We start from the raw sequence: 20,368 nt of genomic DNA on the forward strand, positions 1-20,368 counted from the left end.
GACAGCTACGCCGAGCTGCCCTTCGAGTGGCCGGAGTCGCCGGCCAAGGCTCGCAACGCCTCCAAGGACGTCGCGCCAGCGCCCATCGTCGGCCTGCTGCAGAAGAAGCCGTGGCTGCTGCCCAGGCTCTACAGCGGCCGGATTCCGCGAGGTGAGGACTGATTCAACGCCTGGCCTTGCCGCGGACTCGTTATCGCTCGCCCCTGATGGCCGATCGTGGGAAGTCGGGTAAAGAAGGATGGAAGGAGGTGCACAGGCGGAGATGACTGGAGGCGACTTCAAGCGATGGTTGTACCGTGGGCAGCGGCCCAACTGGATCGCGAGGATTCTGAATAGGGCGTGGGCGACGGTAGCCTCGTCAGGCGTCGCGCCCAATTTCCTAGTAACCTTGGAGGTGGCCGGACGAAGGTCGGGGCGAACCATATCGCTGCCGTTGGTTATCGCGGTCGTTGATGACCAGCGGTACTTGGTGTCGATGCTCGGAGAGAACGTGCAGTGGGTTCACAACGTGCGGGCAGCCGGTGGGGTTGCGGTTCTTCGGAGCGGCGGCCGTGAGGAGATCCAACTCCGGTGGCTGTGAGAATGGCTGTCAAAGCATGGTGCCGCCGGCGCCGTTTCGCGCTAAGTACTTGAAGAATCTACTGCCCCCGGCGCGATTCGAACGCACGACCCCAGGATTAGGAATCCTGTGCTCTATCCACCTGAGCTACGGGGGCACGGGCCTAGCCGCGGCGTGCTGCTACCGAACTGCTTCCACTCTGCTACCGCGCTCCGCTTCGCAGTTAGCCGATATGGCCGAGGTGGTCAAACCGCTTGACGGCACCTTTGTCGCTCCCGATGAAGGCGGCACTCGCGCGATTCGTGCTCATGGCGATACCTCCAAACGAAAGGCACAATGGCGCGCCTCGTGCTCGAGTAGCCAGCGCTTGCGCGCCAAGCCGCCGCCGTAACCGGTCAGGGACCCATCGCTGCCGATGACACGATGGCACGGTACCACGACCCCGACTGGGTTGCGGCCGTTGGCCAAGCCGACTGCACGCACAGCGTTGGGCGTGCCGATGCGCTTGGCGAGCGCACCGTAACTCACCGTGCTCCCGCCCGCGATCGCGCGCAGCGCCTGCCAGACCTTTTCTTGGAAGGGCGTGCCAGCCAAAGCAACGGGGATCGTCTCGAGTGCCGTGATCGCGCCGTTGTAATAACGTTCCAGTGCGGTGACGTGCCCGAACCGATCGCGCTGACTCACCAGCTTGGCGCTGCCATAGCGGCGGTGGAAGTCCTCGCGCCACGTTTGCTCGGGGTCTTCCCAACGATACAGGCGCAGTGCGCCGGCCCGGTCTGCAATCAAGATCGCTTTGCCCAGCGGTGTGTCCATCGTGTCGATCAGAAAGCTCTCGCGTTCAACCATCGGTGCTCCTACCGCCGCCGAGGATAGTCTGGCTAAGTCCCCCACATCAATGACACGCGGCGGTTCTGGGCGCCGAAGCGTCGCCCATACGTGGGCCACAGAGACCCGGGGTGGCGGTTGACCTCCTTGCTCGGTACACGCCGAAGACGGGCGGCGGTTTGAGCCGGGTCTCCAGCTGCAATCCGCCGGCTCCCAGCTCGCGCTCGAGCCCAACCCGGCTGAAACCCTCACGAGGATGATTCCGGCGAAAGACGCGACCCCACGCTTGAAAACGGGCCACTCCACGCAGCGCTGCGGGACTCGCCGCGTGCGGCTGTTCATAGCATTGAATTCGGCATCGCTGATCTCACGACTTCACCTCGCCAGTAAGGGCGGCGGAGGCGTTGTCAGAGCGGCGCGCCGGCGGCCGCGGCAGCCGGCCGGCAAACGGAATAAACCGTCCGGCCCTCGCTGCGTAAGCCAGGTACGCGTCGCCGTGGAGCGCGCTCAAGTGCTGCTCCTCGAACGCTACCTGCAGGCGCACCGCGAGCGCTGTTAGCAGCGCCATCACGCCGCTCCACCACGCGGGCGAGAGCAGCACGATGCCGGCCATGAGCGCAAGCAAGCCGGTAAAGATGGGATTGCGGACGTGGCGAAACACGCCGGTCGTTACCAGGTCAGTCGGCCGGTCATCGATGCCGATGCGCCACGAGACTCCCATCTGTCGCTGTGCCGCCAGCGTGAGCACACTCCCGCCCACGAGCAGCAGCCAGCCGGCGACACGCCCGGCAAGCGGCAGCCGCCGCACCCCCAAGGCGTCAGAGCCGAGGGCGGCGTACAGAGCCCCAAGGGCGAGTGCGCCTACGAGGAGCGCGGCCGACAGTAAGCCGAGCACCCGCTGCGCCGGGACGGCCTCGCGGTTGAAGACTATCGGCCAGATCCGGTGACGTCGCCACAGCCGCAGCACCGGCCACGCGAACCCGGCCACGACATACGCGGCGATGGCGAAAGCGAACAACAGATCTTCCATGCAGCACCTCCTCGCTGGACAGCTGCTGCAATTATGAGTAAACGCTCAGATTATGGCTACTCGCATTCGCCGAGCGTCCAAGGCGCACCCCAGCAAGCGGTTGGAGCTTAGAAAGAAGCCGGTTCAGCTGCGTTCGCGGGCCACAATCGAGGACGTCCTCACCGCCGCTGCTCAGGTTTTCGAGGAGCACGGTTACGCTGCCGGTACTACCAATCGCATCGCTGAGCGCGCGGGCGTGTCCATCGGCACCCTCTACCAGTACTTCCCGAACAAAGAGGCGGTGGCGGTGGCCCTGCTCGAGCGGCACCTGGCGGAGGGCGGGCACCGGCTGAGCGAGTGGGTCGCACGCTCCCTAACTCAGCCGCTCGGCCTGCAGGCAGCGCTGCGACTTTTCATCGATGGCATGCTCGACCTGCACGCCGAGCGGCCGCGGCTGCAGCACATTCTTTTGGAAGAGACTCCGCTCCCGCCACGGGTGCACGAGATCCTGCTGCGTTCGGAGGCTGAGGCCGCCAAGACCGTCGCCGCCCTGCTGCGACTCTACCCCGAGGTGCGCCGCCACCACCTCGGACGCGCCGCCTACCTCGTCGTGCAGGCCGTCGAGAGTCTCACCCACCGCTTCGCCGCGCATCCGGAGCACGGTTTGCCACGCCGCGCCTTCGCCGCCGAACTGGTCGCCATGCTCGGGGCCTATCTCACCAGCGATGCAGGTCACGCGGAGTGATTGCGCAGGCGGCTGCGCTGAGACCGGAGCGCGGGCAAGGTGGGCGCGGCGGCAACGGCCTAGGACTTCAACGGCTCGCCCTTGGCGTTCTTCTCGCGGAGGAGGTCGATCAGCTTGGCGGCGCCGTCTTTGGTGATGATGTCCTGAAATTGCGAGCGGAAGTTGGCGACCAGACTGACGCCTTCGACGAGTACGTCGATCACGCGCCACTGCTCGCCCTGCTTGCGCAAGCGGTAATCGACGAGCACGTCCTCGGCGGCGGGACGCACGATCCGGGTCTTGACCGTCCAGTCGTCGTGCGCCTCGGCACGATCGCCGATGATGACGGCGCGCTCGTTGTTGTAGTTCTCCACGTTCTTGCCGTAGGTCAACGAGAGGTGGCGCTTGAACTCGTCGACGAACTGCCGTTGCTGCTCGGGCGCGAGCTGCTTCCAGTTACGCGCCAGCACCAGCCGCGACAGAGTCTCGAAATCGAAGCGTTCGTAGACGATGTCTTCGATCTTACGGCGTTTGTCCGCGGAGCTGAGGCTGTGGTCATCCAGTACCGCCAGTACGGCATCGGTGGTTTGCTGGACCACGGCCATCGGGCTGTCGGCTGACCAGCCAGTCCTGGTAACGAGAAGCAAAAGTCCGAAGAAGACGGCACGGGCGCGAAGGCCGGCCGCGGTCACGTGCCCCCCGCATACAGTCTGCGACTTCATCTTGACTCTCCGTTAGGTTCGATGGTGTAGAGATCGGTTTGCTGCTGCTCGGTCATCTCCGCCTCGTCTTGCACCAACCGCTGGCGGTGTTGGCCGTAGCCGTTGCGGACGGCGGTGTAGTAATCGAGCGAAGCCTCCTTGAGCCGGCGCACGTCGTTTAGTGCCAGCGCGCGCGCATTGATCAGGTCGATCGTGCGCGCCCCGACGAGGTACTGAAATTCGACGAAGAAGGGGTAGACGGTGGAGAACGAGTCAGCCAACAGCCCGGCGGTGTCGCGCGGGTTGGAGGGCCCGAGCAACGGCAGCACCAGGTACGGCCCCGGCGGCACGCCCCAGTAACCGAGCGTCTGGCCGAAGTCTTCGTTGTGCTCTTCGAGCCCCAATGGTGTCGCCGGATCGAAGAAGCCAGCCACGCCCACGGTGGTGTTGATGACGAACCGACCGATGTCCGAGGCGGTGTCGACGAACTTCGCCTGGAGCAGGTTGTTGCCGGCCACGATCGGAAAGCGCAGGTTCTGGAAGAAGTGCGACAGCGCCTGTTTGACCCGGTTCGGCGCGATCGTGTCCCAGCCCGTCGCTACCGGTTCGAGCACGTAGACATCGACGCGATCATTGAACCAGAACATGGCGCGGTTGTAGCGCACCAACGGGTCGTGGTTGAGATCGGTGGCGGCGGTGCCGGCGCGAGCGAGCGCCAGCACGACCACGAGCGCAGCCAGGCGTACCAGTCGAATCATCGCCGCCTCATTCGTCCTTCTTTACGTCGGTGCCGTGGATCAGCTTGCCGATCAGCCGTTCCAGTATCACCGCGGATTCGGTGATGGTGATCTCGTCGCCGGGCTCGAGGTACTTCTCCTCGCCGCCGAGCTGCAAAGCGATGTAACGGTCGCCGAGCAGGCCGGCGGTGACGATCGAGGCCGAGGTGTCAATCGGCAGCTGCAAGCCGTTGTTCAGATCGAGCTTGACGCGGGCGCGGAAATTGTCGTCGAGCGCGATCGAATCGACTTGGCCGACCTTGACGCCGGAGATCACCACCGGGGCGCGGGCTTTGAGCCCGCCGGTTTGGTCGAAGGCCGCGTACAGGACCAGACCGCCGCCGCGCTGCCAGGAAAAGCCGCCGACATTCATCGACAGGTAGGCGATGGCGCCGAGGCCGGCGACCACGAACAGGCCGACAACGAAGTCGCGCGTGGGCGAGCGGCGCATGGTCTCACACTCCCCACAGCGCGGTGATGAAGTAATCGAAAATCAGCACCGCTACCGAACCCACCACCACCGTCGAGGTGGTGGCCGCGCTCACGCCCGCCGAGGTGGGCGCGCTGGTGTAACCGCGGTAGGTGGCGATCAGCCCGACCAGCAGGCCGAAGACCAGTGCCTTGAGCAGGCTGCCGACCACGTCATCGTAGTAATCGACCGCGTTCTCCAGGCTCGCCACGTAAGTGCCGCCGTCCAGCCCCATTAACGTCACCCCGACGAAATACCCGCCCGCCAGCCCAAAGACAATGAACAGCGCCGACAGCAATGGCATTACGCACAGCATGGCCAGGGTCTTCGGCATAACCACCAGGTGGACCGGGTTGATCGACATCATGCGCAAGCCGTCGAGCTGCTCGGTAGCCACCATGGTGCCGATTTCCGCGGCGGTGGCGGAGCCGGCGCGGCCGGTGGCCAGCAGCGCCGTCAGCACCGGCCCGAGCTCGCGGATGAGGCTCAGGCCGACAACCGCACCCAGCGAGTTCTCCGCACCGAAGCGCACCAGCGTGTTGTAGCCTTGCAGCCCCAGCACCATGCCGACGGCTAGCCCGCTGACGCAGATGATGATGAGCGAGAGCACGCCGAGGTTGTAGATCTCGTTTAAAAATGCGCGCAGCCGGTTCGGCGGGGTGAAAACCGCGCGCAGGATCTCGCCGGTAAAGGCCGTGATCCGGCCCAAGTGCTCGACGAAGCGCAGCACCAGCAAGCCGAGTTCCTGTAGCGCTGCGGTCATAGCGCCACCAGCCGCGGCTCCGCTTGCGGCTCTTCATTGAAGAAGTCGGCGACGCGCGGGTCGGAGTGATCATGCAGCTCGGCCGGCGAGCCCGAGACCGCTTCGTGTTCCCACAACAGCACCACATGGTCAGCCATGCGCATGGTCGACGGTATGTGATGCGATGACACCAGCACAGTGATTCCGAGATCCCGGTTGATGCGGCAGAGCAGCGCCTCGATGCGTTTCACCGACACCGGGTCGAGCCCGGAAAACGGCTCGTCGCAGAGCAAGATCTCCGGCCGTTTGATGATGGCGCGGGCCAGCGCCGCGCGCTTGATCATGCCGCCCGAGAGCTGGCCCGGCAGCAAGTCATCGACCCCCGCCAACCCGACGGCGGCCAATTGTTGGTGGACCTCGCGGGCGATGTCTGCCTCGCTCAGTGTGGTGTGCTCGCGTAGCGGGAAGGCGAGGTTGTCGAAGACCGTCAGCGAGTCCAGCAACGCGCCGCCCTGGAACATCATGCCGAGCTTTTCGCGCACCGGGTACAGGCGGATCTCCGACAGCGCGCTGATGTCCTGCCCGGCCACGATGATGCGCCCGCGCTGCGGCTGCACCAGGCCGCCGATCAGGCGCAACACGGTGGTCTTGCCCGAGCCGCTGCCGCCGAGGATGACCGAGATCTGGCCGCGCGGAAAGCGGCAGGAGAGCCCGCGTAGCACCGGCCGATCTTCAAAGGCCATGGACACGGCGTCGAGTTCGACGTGGACGTCATCAATCGCAAGTGGGGCAGCGGCCGGCGACATGCGCACCGTATGTAACCAGCCGCAGCCGCGACAGCAAGCCGCGGCTACGGCCAGGGGCGAGACTCAATCACCGCACGAGATCGATCTGCGGCAGGATCTCCTTCCAAAAGACACAGGCGGCGGCCTTGGGCCCGTTGGCGACGCTGATAGTGCGGTCGAACACCAGGTAAGGCTCGGCATCGTCATAACGCGGCCAGGTGGTTGCCGGCGGCTGGTTGGGATCACTCGCGCACCACAACCGGCCGCCACCGTCATGAGCACCGCGCAGAGCAGACGCCTCGCATGCATGGCGCGCCCTGGCAGCAGTTGGCTACGCGGTGTCAACGCCGCCGCTGCCTCCAAGCTTTGCACCCTTGCCTTGGTTGCGCCGACGGTGTCAAAGGGGCGGCGTGAGCAACGGGAAGGTAGCGGGCATGAGTGATCGGGGAGCGCTCAGTGGAATTCGGGTTGTCGAGCTGGGCATGTGGGTAGCTGGGCCAGTGTGCAGCGCGGTGTTGGGAGATTGGGGCGCCGAGGTGGTGAAGATCGAGGATCCGCGCTCGGGTGATCCGATGCGTGGTTTCCAAGTGCGCACCAAAGCTGATCCCGAACAGCGCTTCTCGCCCAGCTTTGCGGTGAGTAACCGCAACAAACGCAGCGTCGCGTTGAACCTGCAACAGAGCGCGGGACTGGCGGTCGCACGGGATCTCATTGGCCGGGCGGACGTGTTTGTCACCAACCTGCGGCCGGGCGCGCTGGAGCGACTGGGATTAGAACCCGACACTCTGACAGCCCAGTTCCCGCGTCTGATTTACGGCCAGATGACGGGCTACGGCCACGTTGGACCCGAGCGCGATCGCGCGGCTTTCGACTACGCTGCGGCCTGGGCACGGGCAGGCATCATGGCGAGCATCGGCGAGCCCGAGGGGCCGCCGCCGGGGCAGCGACCCGGCATGGTCGACTTCCCCGCCGGACTGAGCCTCGCCGGCGGGATCGCGGCGGCGCTGTTCGAGCGCGGGCGCACCGGCAAGGGGCAGGTGGTGCGCACCTCGTTGTTCCAGATGGGGATGTGGATGAAAGCCGTCGATCTGGAGGCGGCGATGGCGGGCAAGCCGACGCCGCTGCCGGAAAGCCGGCGCGCGGCAGTGAACCCCTTGTTCAACGCTTATCGCACTAGCAACGGGCGCTGGATTTACCTCATCATGATGCAGGGCGACCGCCACTGGCGCGACTTCTGCGAAGTCATCGGCCGCAACGATTGGGCCGCGGAGGCCTCGTTGCAGACGATGCGCGGGCGCTTCGAGCGCCGCGCCGAGATCATCGCCGAGCTCGATAGCCTGTTTGCCACCAAGACATTCGAGGAGTGGAGCACACTCCTGGAGCACAACAACATCTTCTGGGGCCGGGTGCAGAACGATGCTGAGGTGCTCGCCGATCCGCAGGCCGCGGCGCTCGAGGTATGGAGCCGGCCCGATGGCGAGGGCGGCTCTGAACCGCCGTTGCTCAAGAGCCCGGTGGGCTTCTCTCGTTGCGAGGTCTCCGTCCGGCTAGCCCCACCTGAAGTGGGCCAGCACACCGAAGAGGTGCTGTTGGAGAGCGGCTATACCTGGGAGCAACTGGGGCGGCTCAAGGAGCAGGGCGCAATCGGGTGAGCGCGCTACCCGAGGCGCTGCACGCGATCGATGACCTGCTCGACAGCCAAGCGATGGGTACAAAAGCACTCCGGCCCGCAAGCCGCGCACGGCTGGCGTGCGGCAATGATGTGCACCGCCGGGCCACGCGGGGCCCAGATAGCGGGATCGCTCGTGCCGAAGAGCACGACGGATGGCGTACCGGCGACGGCGGCAAGGTGACTGATGCCGGAGTCGTTGCCGATGTAAAGCGCAGCGCGGCGCAGTAGCGCCGCAATTCGACGCGGAGGCGCACTGTGGAGCACCGGCACGTCGGGCCATACGATGCTGCCGCGCTCGGCCTCCGCTGGCCCGCTCAGCACCACCATGGGCGTGCCCCGCGTAGCCCGTAGTTTCTCGATCAGCTGTGGAAAGCCTTGCCAGTTCTTGCGCGGTGAGCCGCTGCCGGGGTGAATTATAGTGAAGGCGCCGGCACCCAGGACTCGCTGCTGCCAATCCGCGGCCCCGGCCTGATCCGCGGCCGTCAGCCACAGCCGGGGCGAAGCCGGCGCCAGCCCGACGCAACGTGCGTAGTAGTCGATGGCGTGCTCACCGGGCAGCATGCCGCGAAAACGATGCACCAGCACGGTGGCGCCGGTGACGGCACGCAGGCGCTCGGCGAACTGCGGCTGGCCGAAGCCGGTCCAGGAGTGAGCCAGGTCATAACCGGCGAAGAGCATTCGGGCGGCGCCCTCCAACGGCCCGTCGCCGAAGAGGTCGGCGACTTCGCGGCGATGGATTGATGCGGTGCGAAAGGGGCCGGGTTCGAGCAGTTCGAGGGCGAGCGGATTGGCCACCAGCAGGGCGTCATCGCAGCGCTCAGTCACAGCCAGGATCGCCGGCAGGGCACAGAGGAAGTCGCCGAGCGCGCCGGGAAAGAGAAGAAGCAGCCGTTGCTTATCGTGGGATTCCACGCTCATTGCCGAATTGACTTGGAAATACCACGCCCGTATGGTGCAGGCGATTCACGATGTTTATGCGCCCGCTGCTGGCCAAGAACCCGGTCGAACTGATCGGTGATACTCCGGTGATCCGCCTCAACCGGCTGGTGGGGCCGAGTGACGCCGAAGTGTGGGGCAAGCTCGAGGCCGCCAACCCCGGCGGCAGCATCAAGGACCGGATCTGCCGCGAGATGATCGACGCGGCCGAGCATGACGGGCGACTTAAACCGGGGGCCACGATCATCGAGCCCACCAGTGGCAACACCGGCATCGGGCTGGCACTGGTGGCAGCGGTCAGGGGCTACAAGCTGGTGCTCACCATGCCGGACACCATGAGCGAGGAGCGCCGCAGTCTGCTTGCCGCTTACGGGGTGGAGTTGGTGCTGACGCCCGATACCAAAGGCATGCACGGCGCGATTCGGCGCGCCGAGGAGTTGCTGCGCCAGCATCCCGAGTACTTCATGCCGCAGCAGTTCAGCAACCCGGCCAATCCCGCGGCTCATCGCCGGACGACGGCGCAAGAGATCCTGGAGCATTTCGAACGAGTCGATGCCTTTGTCGCCGGTGTCGGCACCGGTGGAACAATAACCGGGGTGGGGGAAGTGCTGCGCCAGCGCATGCCCGGCATCAAACTCTACGCGGTGGAGCCGGCCTCTTCGCCGGTGTTGTCGGGTGGGGAGCCGGGCTTTCACAAGATCCAAGGGATCGGGGCGGGTTTCGTGCCGGACAACCTGGATCCGACGATCTACGACGCCGTGATCGCCGTCAGCGACGAGGACGCTACCGCCTACACCCGCCGACTAGCTCGTGAGGAAGGCTTGCTGCTGGGCATTTCCTCGGGCGCGAATTGCTGCGCCGCCGTGCAGGTGGCGCGGGAGCTGGGGCCGGGCAAGACCGTGGTCACCATCTTCTGCGACACCGGTGAACGCTACCTCACGACCGAGGTCTACCAGGCCGAGGGCATCTGATGGCCGTCGAGGAGAAGCTCGAGCGCCTGCAGCAGATCCTAGGGGAAATGGGGCAGGTGCTGGTGGCGTATTCCGGCGGGGTGGACTCTACGTTCCTGCTGCGGGTGGCGGCGGGTGAACTCAAAGATCAAGCGGTGGCGCTCACCACCCGCTCGCCGACCGGGGCCGACGAAGACCTCGACTTGGCGGTCACGTTGGCGCGGGAATTCGGCGTGCGCCACATAGTGGTCGATGCTGACGAGTTGGCGATCCCGGGTTACGCCGCCAACCCGACCAACCGTTGCTATTTCTGCAAGAGCAACTTGTACGTGATTTGCGAGGCACAGGCGCGCCAGCTGGGCGTCGAGCACATCGCCGACGGTGCCAACATCGATGACTTGGGGGATTACCGCCCGGGGCTAACTGCCGCCAGCGAGCACGCGATTCGCCACCCCCTGGTGGAGGCAGGGCTGGCCAAGCAGGAGATCCGCGAGCTGAGCCGCATGCTCGGCCTGCCGACCTGGGACAAGCCCGCGAGCCCGTGCCTGTCGTCGCGATTTCCGTACGGCACCGCCATTACAGTGGAAGGCATAAGGCGTGTGGCCGAGGGCGAGCGCGTGCTACACGAGCTAGGTTTTCGCGAGTGTCGGGTGCGCTACCACGACACGGTTGCACGAATCGAGGTCCCTTTCGAGCAGATCCAGCGGTTGGCGGACCCGGCAGTGCGCGCGGTGGTGGTTGAGCGGCTCAAGGCGCTCGGGTTCGTTTACGTGACGCTCGACCTGCGCGGGTTCAGGTCGGGTAGCCTCAACGAAGCGTTGGGTGCTCCCGCAGGTACCACTCGGCCCAGTGAAGGTCATCCGGCGTCGTGAGCTTCACGTTGGCCGGATTGCCGGGTACGACCCGCACCGGAACCCCAAGCTGCTCAACCAGGGCGGCGTCATCCGTGGCCGACAGGCCGTAGCTGCGTGCTCGTGCGTGGGCTTGGCGCAGGAGAGCGGTGCGAAACACCTGTGGCGTCTGAGCCAGCCACACCGTGCTACGGGGCGGGGTGGCCGTCACTACGCCACGATCGTCAACAAGTTTCACCGTGTCTTGGGATGGCAAGGCCAGAAGAGCGGCTCCGTGGGCAGCAGCCGCCTCGATGGCTGCGCTGACGCAGTCGGGAGATACGAACGGGCGGGCGGCATCGTGCACTGCAACCAGTTCCGTGTCCGCCGAGACCAATGCCAGTCCCGCCGCCACCGAGTCCTGCCGCTGCGCCCCGCCGATTGCGATCTGTATCGGCAGCCGCCATGGTCCATCGCGATCGAGTAGCTGCTGCAAGCGCGGCAAGCTGGCTTCGGCAACCACCACGATCAGTTCGGTAGCCGCAGGGACTCGGCTGAGGGTTCGCAGCGTGTGGGCAAGAATCGGCATCCCTCCGAGCGGCACGAATGCCTTCGGAATCTCGGCGCCCATACGAACCCCTTGCCCGGCAGCAACGATGATCACGGCGGCTTTCATGAGCGCAAAAAAGAAGGGCCGGGGGTGCCCCGGCCCTTCATAAGCATCGCAGCAACAGACCCTCGGTCAGTGCGCAAATATGTCTTTGAGCTCCTCCATGATCTTCTCCTCCGGGTGTGCCCGGGCGATGGAAAGCTCCTTCACCAGCAGGTTGCGGGCGGTATCGAGCATCTTGCGCTCCCCGAACGACAACTCCTTGTCACCCTTCAGCACGAACAGGTCGCGGAGCACCTTCGCAATCTCAAGTACCGAACCTGTCTTGATTTTTTCCGTGTACTCGCGGTAGCGGCGATTCCAGGTCTGCTGGTCGATTTCCACGCGCTTCTGACGCAGAATCTTGTAGACCTTGCTGACCATGTCCTTGCCAATGATACGCCGCAACCCTACCGAGGTTACGTTTTCGGTTGGAATCATGATCGTCATGTCGTTATCGAGAATCCGGAGCATGTAGAACGTCTTTTCAGTTCCCGAGATGTTGCGGACCTGAATACTCTGGATGACGCCGACCCCGTGAGCCGGGTAGACGACCTTCTCACCAACCTTGAACATCGTCTGGGACCTCCCTGGCTCCGAAAAGTTACACGCATTATCGCACGATGACGGCGTTGGGTCAAACTACCTTTGCGCCCCTTGTATTCGGCGTAAGTGTGCGAATATAAAGCAATTGTGAAAATCGACCCAGCTCCGATCGAGACCCTCAGTCGAGGCTTTCTAATGCCCTTCCGGGCAGCCACTAATGCGATCACCTGGCCTAGCCGCGCGCCCCTTGCCGCCAAACGGCGACGCTGGTACAGGCGGCCAGACGGCTGGCGGCGGCGGTTTAGACGGGAGCACTAGAGCGAATGGCAGACCTTGTTCGTTACGGAATCATCGGTACCGGCATGATGGGATGCGAGCACATACTGAGCCTGTCGCTCATCCCGGGGGTGCGTGTTACCGCAATCGCCGATACCAACGCGAGCAGCCGCCGCTGGGGGTGCAGCGTGGCGGGAGATGGTGTCGAGGTTTACGAGGACTACCGGGAGTTGCTGCGTCGCGCGCCGATCGACGTGGTGGTCATCGCCACCCCCAACCACACCCACTACGACGTTCTGCAAGATGTCTTTCGCACCCGCAAGCATGTGCTGGTCGAGAAGCCGCTGTGCACTACGATGGAGCACTGCCGGCAGGTGCTTAAGGCGGCGGCCAAGCATCCCGGAGTTCTCCACGTCGGCATGGAGTATCGCTACATGCCCGCAGTTGCACGGCTGATCGGTGAAGTTCGGGCCGGCGCCGTGGGCCGGCTTTGGATGCTGGCCATTCGCGAGCATCGCTTCCCGTTCCTGCCCAAAGTGGGCGACTGGAACCGCTTCGCCCGCAACACCGGCGGCACGCTGGTGGAGAAATGCTGCCACTTCTTCGACCTGATGAATCTCATCACCCGGCAGCGTCCGATCCGTGTGTACGCTTCGGGCGCGCAGGACGTGAATCACCTCGACGAGCGTTACAACGGCGAGGCCCCGGACATCATCGACAACGCTTACGTCATCGTCGACTTCGACGCCGGTGCGCGGGCACTGCTTGATCTATGCATGTTTGCCGAGCACTCCACCAACGAGGTGGAGATCGCGGCCACCGGCGACCGCGGCAAAGCCGAGGTCTTCATCCCGGAGCACCGGCTGGTCCTAACCCACCGGGACGGTTCTGCGAGTACGACGCTGCGCTTCGATGTGGACCCGCGTGTGCAAACCGCCGGCGCTCATCACGGCGCAACCTATTTCGAGCATCTGGCCTTCCTGGAGGCGATCCGTACCGGCGGCCAGCCGGCCGTTAGTGTCGCAGACGGCGCTCGGGCCGTGGCTATGGGCGCTGCGGCCGAGCGCTCGCTGCGCGAGCACCGTCCGGTGGAACTCAGTGAACCGGGCGACTGAATTGGCGCGGCCTTTGATAATATCCTGGTCTCACCGCAGCGGTCGTGGAGTACCGGAATCGGCCGGCCGTCGCTTGCGGCGAGTCACCGATGGGCGGACCGTAGCCAGCAGCGCATCCAACTCCTCACGCAAGACACGCGGTAGCCGGATGACGGAATCGACCATGCGAATCTCCGGGATCAGTTCGGCCAAGCCGGCCGGAGTTTCGGGCGCCTCGCGCATGCCGCGCAAGCTCCGAAACGCCGCCAATACCCGTGGTGCCATCGGGGCTACCGTGGTTCCTTTCATCGCCAGGATGCGGTGGCTGGGAGCTGCCAGCGACAGGTATGCGGCGCCATAAGCGCCGCCGCCCAGGACGCAGAGCAGCGGATGGCCGAGCAGGCGCGCCGCTACGAAGCTGCGCAGGCATTCGGCCAGCGCGCGGTGGAGGCCGAACCGTTCCTGGCCCAAGTCAATGGCGTGGCCCTGGCAGAACAAGAAAGTGAAAATCGGGGCCGGCTCGCCCGCCGAGGCGGTGGTGGCGAAGCGCACAATCTCGCTTACAGCGCTGGCCTCCTCGATCCCGACGCCGGTATCACGAGCCCGTTCGTAGCCCACGATTATGCCGAGTGCGGGCCGCTCATCGAGTAGCCCCCAGGCCGCATGCACCAACCCGCGGCGCAGCACCGGGCCGGTGGGCCGCCAATGGCCGCGGAAGGAGAAGCGCAACAGGTCGCGCTGGTGGCGCGAACCTGCGCCGGCAGCTACCACCGCGCCCGCGTCGCCGGCCTTGACCTGACGCAGCAACTTCGCGCTGTCGGCTACGCTGCGGCCAAGGGCACGAGCCGGTCCTGGCGGCCGCCACCGGCGGGCGAGAAACGCAGCCAGCTGTGCCCGCAGCGCTACCGCGGCATCGGGGACGACCGCGTCGGCGTGACCTGCCTTGAAGCGGTGGGCCGCCGAAGTCGCCGTTAGCCCGAGGTATTCCTCGGCCGGCGCCTCGCCCGCGCGCAACAGCTTCGGCCCCGTCAAACCCCAGCGCGCTTCTTCGGTCATGATCACTAAATGTGATAGCGCAGCCATGACCGAAGGCGCGCCAAAACAGCCGCGCGGGCCGCTGATGATCGTCACCAATCGTGGCCCGGTTAACGACAGCCGCGCCAGCGCCACGCCAACCGCGGAGGCGGTGGCCAAGGCGACGGGCCCCTCCTCGACCCGCACCCCGCCAGTGTCCCAGCAGACGATGACGGCGGCCGTGGCCGCAGTGAGCGCGTCGGTCAACTGCGCCAGCATCCCGGCTTCGTGGACCCCGACCGTTCCGCCGCGCTGGTGGCCGTCGGTGAGGGCCAACAGGACCTGATGACCTGCTATTTGCCCGGCGCCAATCCACGCCGCGGAATCGGCAGCCGCGTTGCCCGCGAATCGAATCAACGTGCCCGGGTCGACCAGCGCGGCTACCCGCTCCGCGGCCGAAAGGCTGGAGAACTGTACGCTCGCCGTGCCCACGCCGCCTAACTTAGGCCGGATTCGCCGCCCGACGCAATGCGGGCCGTGATCGTAAATCGAACGAACCGATCGCCAAGGCTGATGGTAAGATCCTGCGCGGGTCTCGCCCTCACATGAACGTGGCAAAGACGCTGTCGGCCACCATCAGCCCGCGGTCGGTCAGCTGCCAGCAACTGCCAGCGCGCGCCAGCAGGCCATCGCGCTGCAACCGGGCGGCGTGCGGAAAGGCGGCGAGGAATTCGAGGCCGAAACGTTCCTCAAACGCGGCGGCATCGAAGCCCGCGCGCAAGCGGAGCCCGAGAAACACGAACTCACCACACGCCTGCGACTGACTGAGGTCTTCCTCGAAGACGCGGGCGTGGCCGCTGGCGGCGACTCGTTGCAGGAAGAGCGTGGGGTCATTCTCGTTGCTCCAGCGCTTACCCGGTGCTGGCGCGTGAGCAAATGAGTGCGCACCGGCGCCGATGCCGAGGTAGGCACCACCGCGCCAGTAATTGAGGTTGTGGCGGCACTCGCGCCCGCGCCGGGCAAAGTTGGAGATTTCGTAATGCGAGTAGCCGGCGGCATCAAGCAGCTCTTGTGTGCGGGTGAACATCGCCGCCTCGACCTCCTCCGGCGCGGGTCGCAACTGACCCTGTGCGCGCTGGGCAAAGAAAGCGGTGCCGCTCTCATAAGTCAGATTATAGGCCGAGATGTGATCGGGCAGGAGCGTGACAGCAGCACGCAAGTCGGCTTCCCACTCGGCCAGGGTTTGGTCTGGTAGGGCGAAGATCAAGTCGAGGCTGACGTTGTCGAAGCCCGCCGCGCGCGCCAGCGCGATCGCCGCCACCGCCTCGTTGGCATCGTGGATGCGTCCGAGGCGCGCGAGCTGGCGCGGGTTAAACGACTGCACGCCGAAGCTAATGCGGTTTACGCCGGCCGCGCGCAAACCGCGCAGGCTGGCGAGCGTAACGGTACCCGGGTTGGCCTCCAAAGTGATTTCTTCGATCCCCACTCTTGCCGAGGGGGGCCGGGAGGCGATTTCATCCTCCGGCCCGAGGTCGCGGAAAGCACCCGCCTTGGCTCCAGCGCGGCCGGCAGGGTCAACTCTCGATGGCACCGAGGACGGGTTGCCACCAGCACGCGCCGGCCACAAACGGCGCGCAGCCGCCAACACTCGGGCGATTGACTGCGGCTCAAACAGAGACGGCGTGCCCCCGCCAAAAAAGATCGTATTGATGGCTCCCTGCCATGCCGACTGTGCTGCGTAATGCTCCAGCTCGACAACCAAGGCGTCGGTGTACTCCGCCTCTGGCCACCGCGTCGCCGCGTGCGAGTTGAAGTCACAGTACGGACATTTCGCGCGGCAGTATGGAATGTGGACGTAAAGCGAAAAGTCGTGCATCGCGTACCGAGCCTATAGCGATGCCGGAGAGGAAGGCCCAGCCCGCCCCTGCCACTCCCAACTCAGCAGGGGTGGACACCACGCCCGATGAGTTGTCTATGTGGTGATGTTAGGCGGGTCTGCGGGTTGGGTCAGCGGCGGGATCCACCGCCGCGGGCACCACCGCGGCCACCGCCTTCGCGTTCGCGAGCTTCGCTGACTTTGATTGCCCGGCCCTTGATATCCCTGCCGTCGAGTTGCTCGACTGCTCGTTGGGCTTCCTCGTCGGAACTCATCTCGACGAAACCGAAGCCACGGGACTGTCCGGTCGCACGGTCCGTGATCACCGCAACCGACTCGCAGTTTCCCACTGCCGAGAAGGCCTGCCTGAGATCTTCTTCCGTTGCAGTGTAGGACAGGTTTCCGATGTGCAGCCTCTTTCCCATTTTCCGCTCTCCTTTTCACACTCTCCGCTACTCGCTCGTCGCTCTCGTGCTGCCGATGGCGCGTCCGCAGGCCTCGCTTCGAGTGGCGTCCAAAACTGCGCGCAGATCACCGCCGAGGCGCGATAATATCGCTGGGGGGACGCGTGCGCTGCAGGTCGCGAACAGTTGTCACTGGCAAGAAGCACAATCGAATAATCGCCGGCCTTTTACCACCCAAACGCCTGTCTGTGCAAACCCAAAACATGCAATTCGCCCCAGGCTCGAACTCAGGGCGGGGGCGTGATTTTCGTCACGGCCGCGAATTGTTCTTGACGAAAGCGTGAAGGGTCATGCTAGAAGTGTTGACCATGGAACTGGTGAACTTCGCCATCAGGGCGAGGATGCGGGATACTGTAGGACCGGGTTGGCTCTCGATTGCGGTAGCGATAGCGGCGCTGGCATTGGCATTGCCCGCTGCGGCCAATGTGGCAACCTCGACGGTGGAAGGGGCTTTCTTTCCGAACACTCCCCGGATCTGCTCGTTTGCGGTGCGTGCCGGCAGCACCCCCCAGATCGAGCATCTGGAATTCGGCTCGCTGAATTTCAACCCTCCAGTTGGCCTGATCCCCAAAGCCAAAGCCAACCCCAGCACTGCGATTCTCACCAACGTGGTCACGGACGCAGACGGCAATGCCATAAACGAGGCTAAAGCGGAAAGCGGTGGCTTCAGCGCCGGCATCGGCCCGCTAGCGAACTTCTTTGCCGTGTTCACGGGTAAATTCATCGTCGACGGCTCCGAACAGGTGACGTTCGATATCTACCACGACGACGGGTTCCTGTTGGGTATCGGCGGGGGAGCCGTCCGCATTAGGGGGGTGCCCGTGCTGCTTCCAGCCGACAGCCACGATACCCTCGCGCGCGGGTTGCCGATTGTCGCCGCTTTCAACCACTCCAGCGTCCCGCGTAAGAGCACAGTGGTCGTGCAGTTTCCTAACGCTGGCGAGTACGATTTCGAGTTCGACTACTTCACTTGTTTGGGAACTACTCGCACGCTGACCGTTCTTGCCAATCAGAAGGTGCTGGCCCTAGACATCACGGTGCCAACCACCCCGACCCCGGTCCCGACCACACCCAGCCCCGGCTTTACGCCGCAGGCGACCGGCTCGCCGCAAGGATCGCCGGCGGCATCGACGATGACTCCGACACGAACGGTGACCCCCACGCCGACACAACCTCTCGGGGTTTCTTTGGTTGTCGGTAGCGCCGACGCCGACCCGGGCGAATCGGTCACGCTGAACATCGACTTCGCCCCCAGCAGCTCCGACGGCAAGACGCATGGGCCGGACGAGATCGCGGTGCTCGACGTGGTCCTGGACTTCCCGAAGCTCGACTTCGATGCCACCGATGCCGACGGCGACGGCTTGCCCGACGCCATCGTGTTCAATCCGTACGGCATCCCGGCGCTGGAGCCGTTTGCCGTGACCATCTTCAACAGCGATACGGCCGCGGCTAATCACGAACTCGACCTGGAAATTGTCGCCGCAGACGAGGATGGCCGGAGTTTGCCAGCGGCGACATTAATGGCGATCACTCTGAGAATCCCGCAGCGCAGCCCGGGCGGCAGCTTGCTCGTGCAGCCGTATGTTCGCCCCTTCGACGCCGCCAATACCGAGCACCTGGTAACGGCGCAGGTCGCTGGCGTGGTGTATGCCGGGCCGCCGCCGACGCGCACCGTGGCTCCCGCCGGCACAATCGGGATCGGGGTCAAGACCAAGGGCGGTGGCTGCAATGCTCAAAGCGGCAGCCGAACGAGTTCCTGGCCCTTTGTGCCGCTCACTTTCCTAGCGCTGCTCCGGTACTGGCGCGAGCGGCGCCGCCTCGCACGCCGGTAAGTCGCGTATAGCGGGAGTGCCCACACGCCGGACAGTGCGGGCCGGCTCGGAGGATGAGTATGAGCGAGTTCACGCACCGCCAGGTGGACAGCAACGGCATCCGCATGCACGTCGTGGAAGCCGGCAGTGGCTTTCCGGTCCTCCTTTGTCACGGGTTTCCGGAACTCTGGTACTCGTGGCGCCACCAAGTGCGCGCGTTGGCTAATGCCGGCTTCCGCGCCATTGCACCCGACCAGCGTGGCTACGGCGAGACCGAAGCCCCCGCTGCCATCGACGCCTATACCGTTCATCACTTGGTCGGCGATCTCACTGGCGTTTTGGACGCGCTGCAGATCGACCGGGCCGTCGTAGTGGGCCACGACTGGGGTGGTCTGGTGGTATGGCAGATGGCTCTGCTGGCACCCCATCGCGTCGCAGGAGTCGTGGGAGTCAACACCCCTTTCTTTCCCCGCGCACCGATCTCTCCGCTTGCCATGATGCGGGCGGCGGCTCAGGGCAACTTCCACTATATCGTCTACTTCCAGCAGCCGGGCGTGGCGGAAGCTGAACTGGAACATGATGTCTCGCGCTCGTTACGCGGCTTCTACCAGAACCCCAGCCGTGAGGCGGCGACGGCGTTGCGCGACATCGCGCCCGGGGTATTCGGCCCGGCCGGCGGCGGTATCCTCGATCGCTTGCCCGATGCGCCCCACGGCGATTTCCTCAGCGCCGAGGACTTCAATGTGTTCGTGGCCGCCTTCGAAAAACCCGGCTTTCGCGGTGGCCTCAACTGGTATCGCAACCTCGACCGGAACTGGGAACTTACCTCGTACCTGGCGGGAGCCCGGGTGCTACAACCGGCGCTCATGATTACCGCGGAGCTCGATGTCGTGCTACGCCCCGAGATGGCGCGCGGCATGGAGTCGTGGGTGCCCAACCTCCGGCGCACCGTACTGATCGAGGGCTCTGGCCACTGGACCCAGCAAGAGCAGCCCGCGGCGGTCAACGCGGCACTGCTGCAATTCCTTTCCGAGTTCCAGAAGTAGGGGGATACCCTTGGCGCCGACGCCTCGCCTCAGGCGTCGGCCACTTCGCGGATCAGCGCCTGTACCTGCTCGCGCAACGAGCCGCGGCGCGTGCCGAAGCGACTGCGCGTCGCCAGGGCGACTTCTTTGCCGACGATGTCAGCGGTGATCAGGTCGCTGACAAACCGGCAGATGGCGTTGCGCATCTGCCGGCGCCGTGCCCGCAAGCGCGCCTCACGTTGCGCCGCGGTGAGCCCCGGCTCGCGCGGATTGGGCAAGGCCTCGCTGTTCAGCTGCCGCAGCACGCGGCGCAAGCGCAGCTCCCAGCCCGGGGGCAGTGTTACCACCAGCTCGCCATGCGTGCGGCCGGGTCGGGTACGGATCGGTTGTGGGCGCGCCATCTTGTCTACAGCCCAGAGACTCCATCGGGTAGCAGGAAACGAGCACGCTTGTCCACGAAAAAATTGTGGCGTTTGGCATTTGGGTGTGCGACAAATTTGTGGGTAACGTGCAGCCGACCGGGCAAATCCTCACCAGTCTGACAGTACTGTGTACTGTCAGGCCGAGGCCCATGGCCGAACGGGCGCAATTTGTCATTCCCGCGAAAGCGGGAATCCACGGCACCGGCTCGCTAC

24 protein-coding genes and 1 tRNA gene are annotated in these 20,368 nt (G+C 65.1%); 9 read left to right on the top strand and 16 right to left on the bottom strand.

The window, feature by feature from the left end; genetic code table 11:
• Both HY699_10455 and HY699_10460 read left to right on the top strand, forming a co-directional pair.
• A partial coding sequence (locus HY699_10455; protein MBI4516221.1) for a hypothetical protein occupies window positions 1-162 on the top strand: 162 nt, incomplete at its 5' end.
• 100 nt (window positions 163-262) lie between these two features.
• Entirely contained in the window at window positions 263-580 is a 318-nt protein-coding gene (locus HY699_10460; GenBank protein ID MBI4516222.1) for a nitroreductase family deazaflavin-dependent oxidoreductase, read from the top strand.
• Between the two features lie 62 nt (window positions 581-642).
• Here HY699_10460 and HY699_10465 read toward each other — a convergent pair.
• The 3 genes from HY699_10465 to HY699_10475 form a co-directional block, all read right to left on the bottom strand.
• A tRNA-Arg gene (locus tag HY699_10465) sits at window positions 643-716 on the bottom strand.
• Between the two features lie 149 nt (window positions 717-865).
• Window positions 866-1,405 (bottom strand): methylated-DNA--[protein]-cysteine S-methyltransferase, encoded by a 540-nt coding sequence (locus HY699_10470; GenBank protein MBI4516223.1) that lies wholly within the window; start codon window positions 1,403-1,405, stop codon window positions 866-868.
• A 346-nt stretch (window positions 1,406-1,751) separates the two neighbouring features.
• Window positions 1,752-2,414 carry an isoprenylcysteine carboxylmethyltransferase family protein gene (locus tag HY699_10475; GenBank protein MBI4516224.1) on the bottom strand — a complete coding sequence of 221 codons (663 nt, stop codon included), beginning with the start codon at window positions 2,412-2,414 and terminating at the stop codon, window positions 1,752-1,754.
• A 52-nt stretch (window positions 2,415-2,466) separates the two neighbouring features.
• On the opposite strand from HY699_10475, the gene HY699_10480 reads away from it, so the two are divergent.
• Entirely contained in the window at window positions 2,467-3,138 is a 672-nt protein-coding gene (locus tag HY699_10480; protein ID MBI4516225.1) for a TetR family transcriptional regulator, read from the top strand.
• Between the two features lie 59 nt (window positions 3,139-3,197).
• Here HY699_10480 and HY699_10485 read toward each other — a convergent pair whose 3' ends face one another.
• From HY699_10485 to HY699_10510, 6 genes are all read right to left on the bottom strand, one after another.
• The gene (locus HY699_10485) at window positions 3,198-3,839 is read right to left on the bottom strand and encodes an ABC transporter substrate-binding protein (GenBank protein MBI4516226.1); all 642 of its coding nucleotides are present in this window, start codon (window positions 3,837-3,839) and stop codon (window positions 3,198-3,200) included.
• Window positions 3,836-4,576, bottom strand: coding sequence for a VacJ family lipoprotein (locus HY699_10490; GenBank protein ID MBI4516227.1), 741 nt, complete (start codon window positions 4,574-4,576; stop codon window positions 3,836-3,838). The genes HY699_10485 and HY699_10490 overlap by 4 nt, the downstream gene beginning before the upstream one ends.
• Before the next feature lie 7 nt (window positions 4,577-4,583).
• On the bottom strand, window positions 4,584-5,045 hold the full coding sequence (mlaD, locus tag HY699_10495) for an outer membrane lipid asymmetry maintenance protein MlaD (GenBank protein MBI4516228.1): 462 nt from the start codon (window positions 5,043-5,045) through the stop codon (window positions 4,584-4,586).
• A 4-nt stretch (window positions 5,046-5,049) separates the two neighbouring features.
• Window positions 5,050-5,826, bottom strand: coding sequence for an ABC transporter permease (locus HY699_10500; protein MBI4516229.1), 777 nt, complete (start codon window positions 5,824-5,826; stop codon window positions 5,050-5,052).
• Window positions 5,823-6,611 (bottom strand): ATP-binding cassette domain-containing protein, encoded by a 789-nt coding sequence (locus tag HY699_10505; protein MBI4516230.1) that lies wholly within the window; start codon window positions 6,609-6,611, stop codon window positions 5,823-5,825. Before HY699_10505 ends, HY699_10500 begins: the two co-directional genes overlap by 4 nt.
• Window positions 6,612-6,678: 67 nt before the next feature.
• The gene (locus HY699_10510; GenBank protein MBI4516231.1) at window positions 6,679-6,849 is read right to left on the bottom strand and encodes a hypothetical protein; all 171 of its coding nucleotides are present in this window, start codon (window positions 6,847-6,849) and stop codon (window positions 6,679-6,681) included.
• Between the two features lie 175 nt (window positions 6,850-7,024).
• On the opposite strand from HY699_10510, the gene HY699_10515 reads away from it, so the two are divergent.
• Window positions 7,025-8,242 carry a CoA transferase gene (locus HY699_10515; GenBank protein ID MBI4516232.1) on the top strand — a complete coding sequence of 406 codons (1,218 nt, stop codon included), beginning with the start codon at window positions 7,025-7,027 and terminating at the stop codon, window positions 8,240-8,242.
• Between the two features lie 5 nt (window positions 8,243-8,247).
• Here HY699_10515 and HY699_10520 read toward each other — a convergent pair whose 3' ends face one another.
• Window positions 8,248-9,180 carry a glycosyltransferase family 9 protein gene (locus HY699_10520; GenBank protein ID MBI4516233.1) on the bottom strand — a complete coding sequence of 311 codons (933 nt, stop codon included), beginning with the start codon at window positions 9,178-9,180 and terminating at the stop codon, window positions 8,248-8,250.
• Window positions 9,181-9,236: 56 nt separating this feature from the next.
• Between HY699_10520 and cysK the strand changes: the two genes are divergently transcribed.
• Window positions 9,237-10,169, top strand: a complete 933-nt coding sequence (gene cysK / locus HY699_10525) for a cysteine synthase A (GenBank protein ID MBI4516234.1) — start codon at window positions 9,237-9,239, stop codon at window positions 10,167-10,169.
• The gene (larE, locus tag HY699_10530; GenBank protein MBI4516235.1) at window positions 10,169-11,020 is read left to right on the top strand and encodes an ATP-dependent sacrificial sulfur transferase LarE; all 852 of its coding nucleotides are present in this window, start codon (window positions 10,169-10,171) and stop codon (window positions 11,018-11,020) included. The genes cysK and larE overlap by 1 nt, the downstream gene beginning before the upstream one ends.
• Here larE and ispD read toward each other — a convergent pair.
• Both ispD and HY699_10540 read right to left on the bottom strand, forming a co-directional pair.
• Window positions 10,956-11,654, bottom strand: a complete 699-nt coding sequence (ispD, locus tag HY699_10535; protein ID MBI4516236.1) for a 2-C-methyl-D-erythritol 4-phosphate cytidylyltransferase — start codon at window positions 11,652-11,654, stop codon at window positions 10,956-10,958. The two genes, larE and ispD, sit on opposite strands and share 65 nt — an antisense overlap.
• A 66-nt stretch (window positions 11,655-11,720) precedes the next feature.
• On the bottom strand, window positions 11,721-12,203 hold the full coding sequence (locus HY699_10540; GenBank protein MBI4516237.1) for a CarD family transcriptional regulator: 483 nt from the start codon (window positions 12,201-12,203) through the stop codon (window positions 11,721-11,723).
• 293 nt (window positions 12,204-12,496) lie between these two features.
• On the opposite strand from HY699_10540, the gene HY699_10545 reads away from it, so the two are divergent.
• A complete protein-coding gene (locus tag HY699_10545) occupies window positions 12,497-13,564 on the top strand; it encodes a Gfo/Idh/MocA family oxidoreductase (protein MBI4516238.1) in 1,068 nt (355 codons plus the stop codon).
• A gap of 30 nt (window positions 13,565-13,594) precedes the next feature.
• Here the strand turns inward: HY699_10545 and HY699_10550 are convergent, their stop codons facing one another.
• From HY699_10550 to HY699_10560, 3 genes are all read right to left on the bottom strand, one after another.
• Entirely contained in the window at window positions 13,595-15,049 is a 1,455-nt protein-coding gene (locus tag HY699_10550) for a hypothetical protein (protein MBI4516239.1), read from the bottom strand.
• Between the two features lie 109 nt (window positions 15,050-15,158).
• A complete protein-coding gene (gene hemW / locus HY699_10555) occupies window positions 15,159-16,022 on the bottom strand; it encodes a radical SAM family heme chaperone HemW (GenBank protein MBI4516240.1) in 864 nt (287 codons plus the stop codon).
• 542 nt (window positions 16,023-16,564) lie between these two features.
• Entirely contained in the window at window positions 16,565-16,858 is a 294-nt protein-coding gene (locus tag HY699_10560; GenBank protein MBI4516241.1) for an RNA-binding protein, read from the bottom strand.
• Between the two features lie 347 nt (window positions 16,859-17,205).
• Here HY699_10560 and HY699_10565 point away from each other — a divergent pair, with 347 nt between their 5' ends.
• Window positions 17,206-18,729, top strand: coding sequence for a hypothetical protein (locus tag HY699_10565; GenBank protein MBI4516242.1), 1,524 nt, complete (start codon window positions 17,206-17,208; stop codon window positions 18,727-18,729).
• Between the two features lie 59 nt (window positions 18,730-18,788).
• Window positions 18,789-19,754: an alpha/beta hydrolase gene (locus HY699_10570; protein ID MBI4516243.1), complete on the top strand. Its 966-nt coding sequence runs from the start codon at window positions 18,789-18,791 to the stop codon at window positions 19,752-19,754.
• A 29-nt stretch (window positions 19,755-19,783) separates the two neighbouring features.
• On the opposite strand, the gene HY699_10575 is transcribed toward HY699_10570, so the two are convergent.
• Complete coding sequence (locus HY699_10575) at window positions 19,784-20,134, bottom strand: hypothetical protein (GenBank protein ID MBI4516244.1); 351 nt, start codon at window positions 20,132-20,134, stop codon at window positions 19,784-19,786.
• Window positions 20,135-20,368 lie beyond the last annotated feature (234 nt).

This window comes from Deltaproteobacteria bacterium (assembly GCA_016210005.1).
Lineage (GTDB): Bacteria > Desulfobacterota > Binatia > HRBIN30 > JACQVA1 > JACQVA1.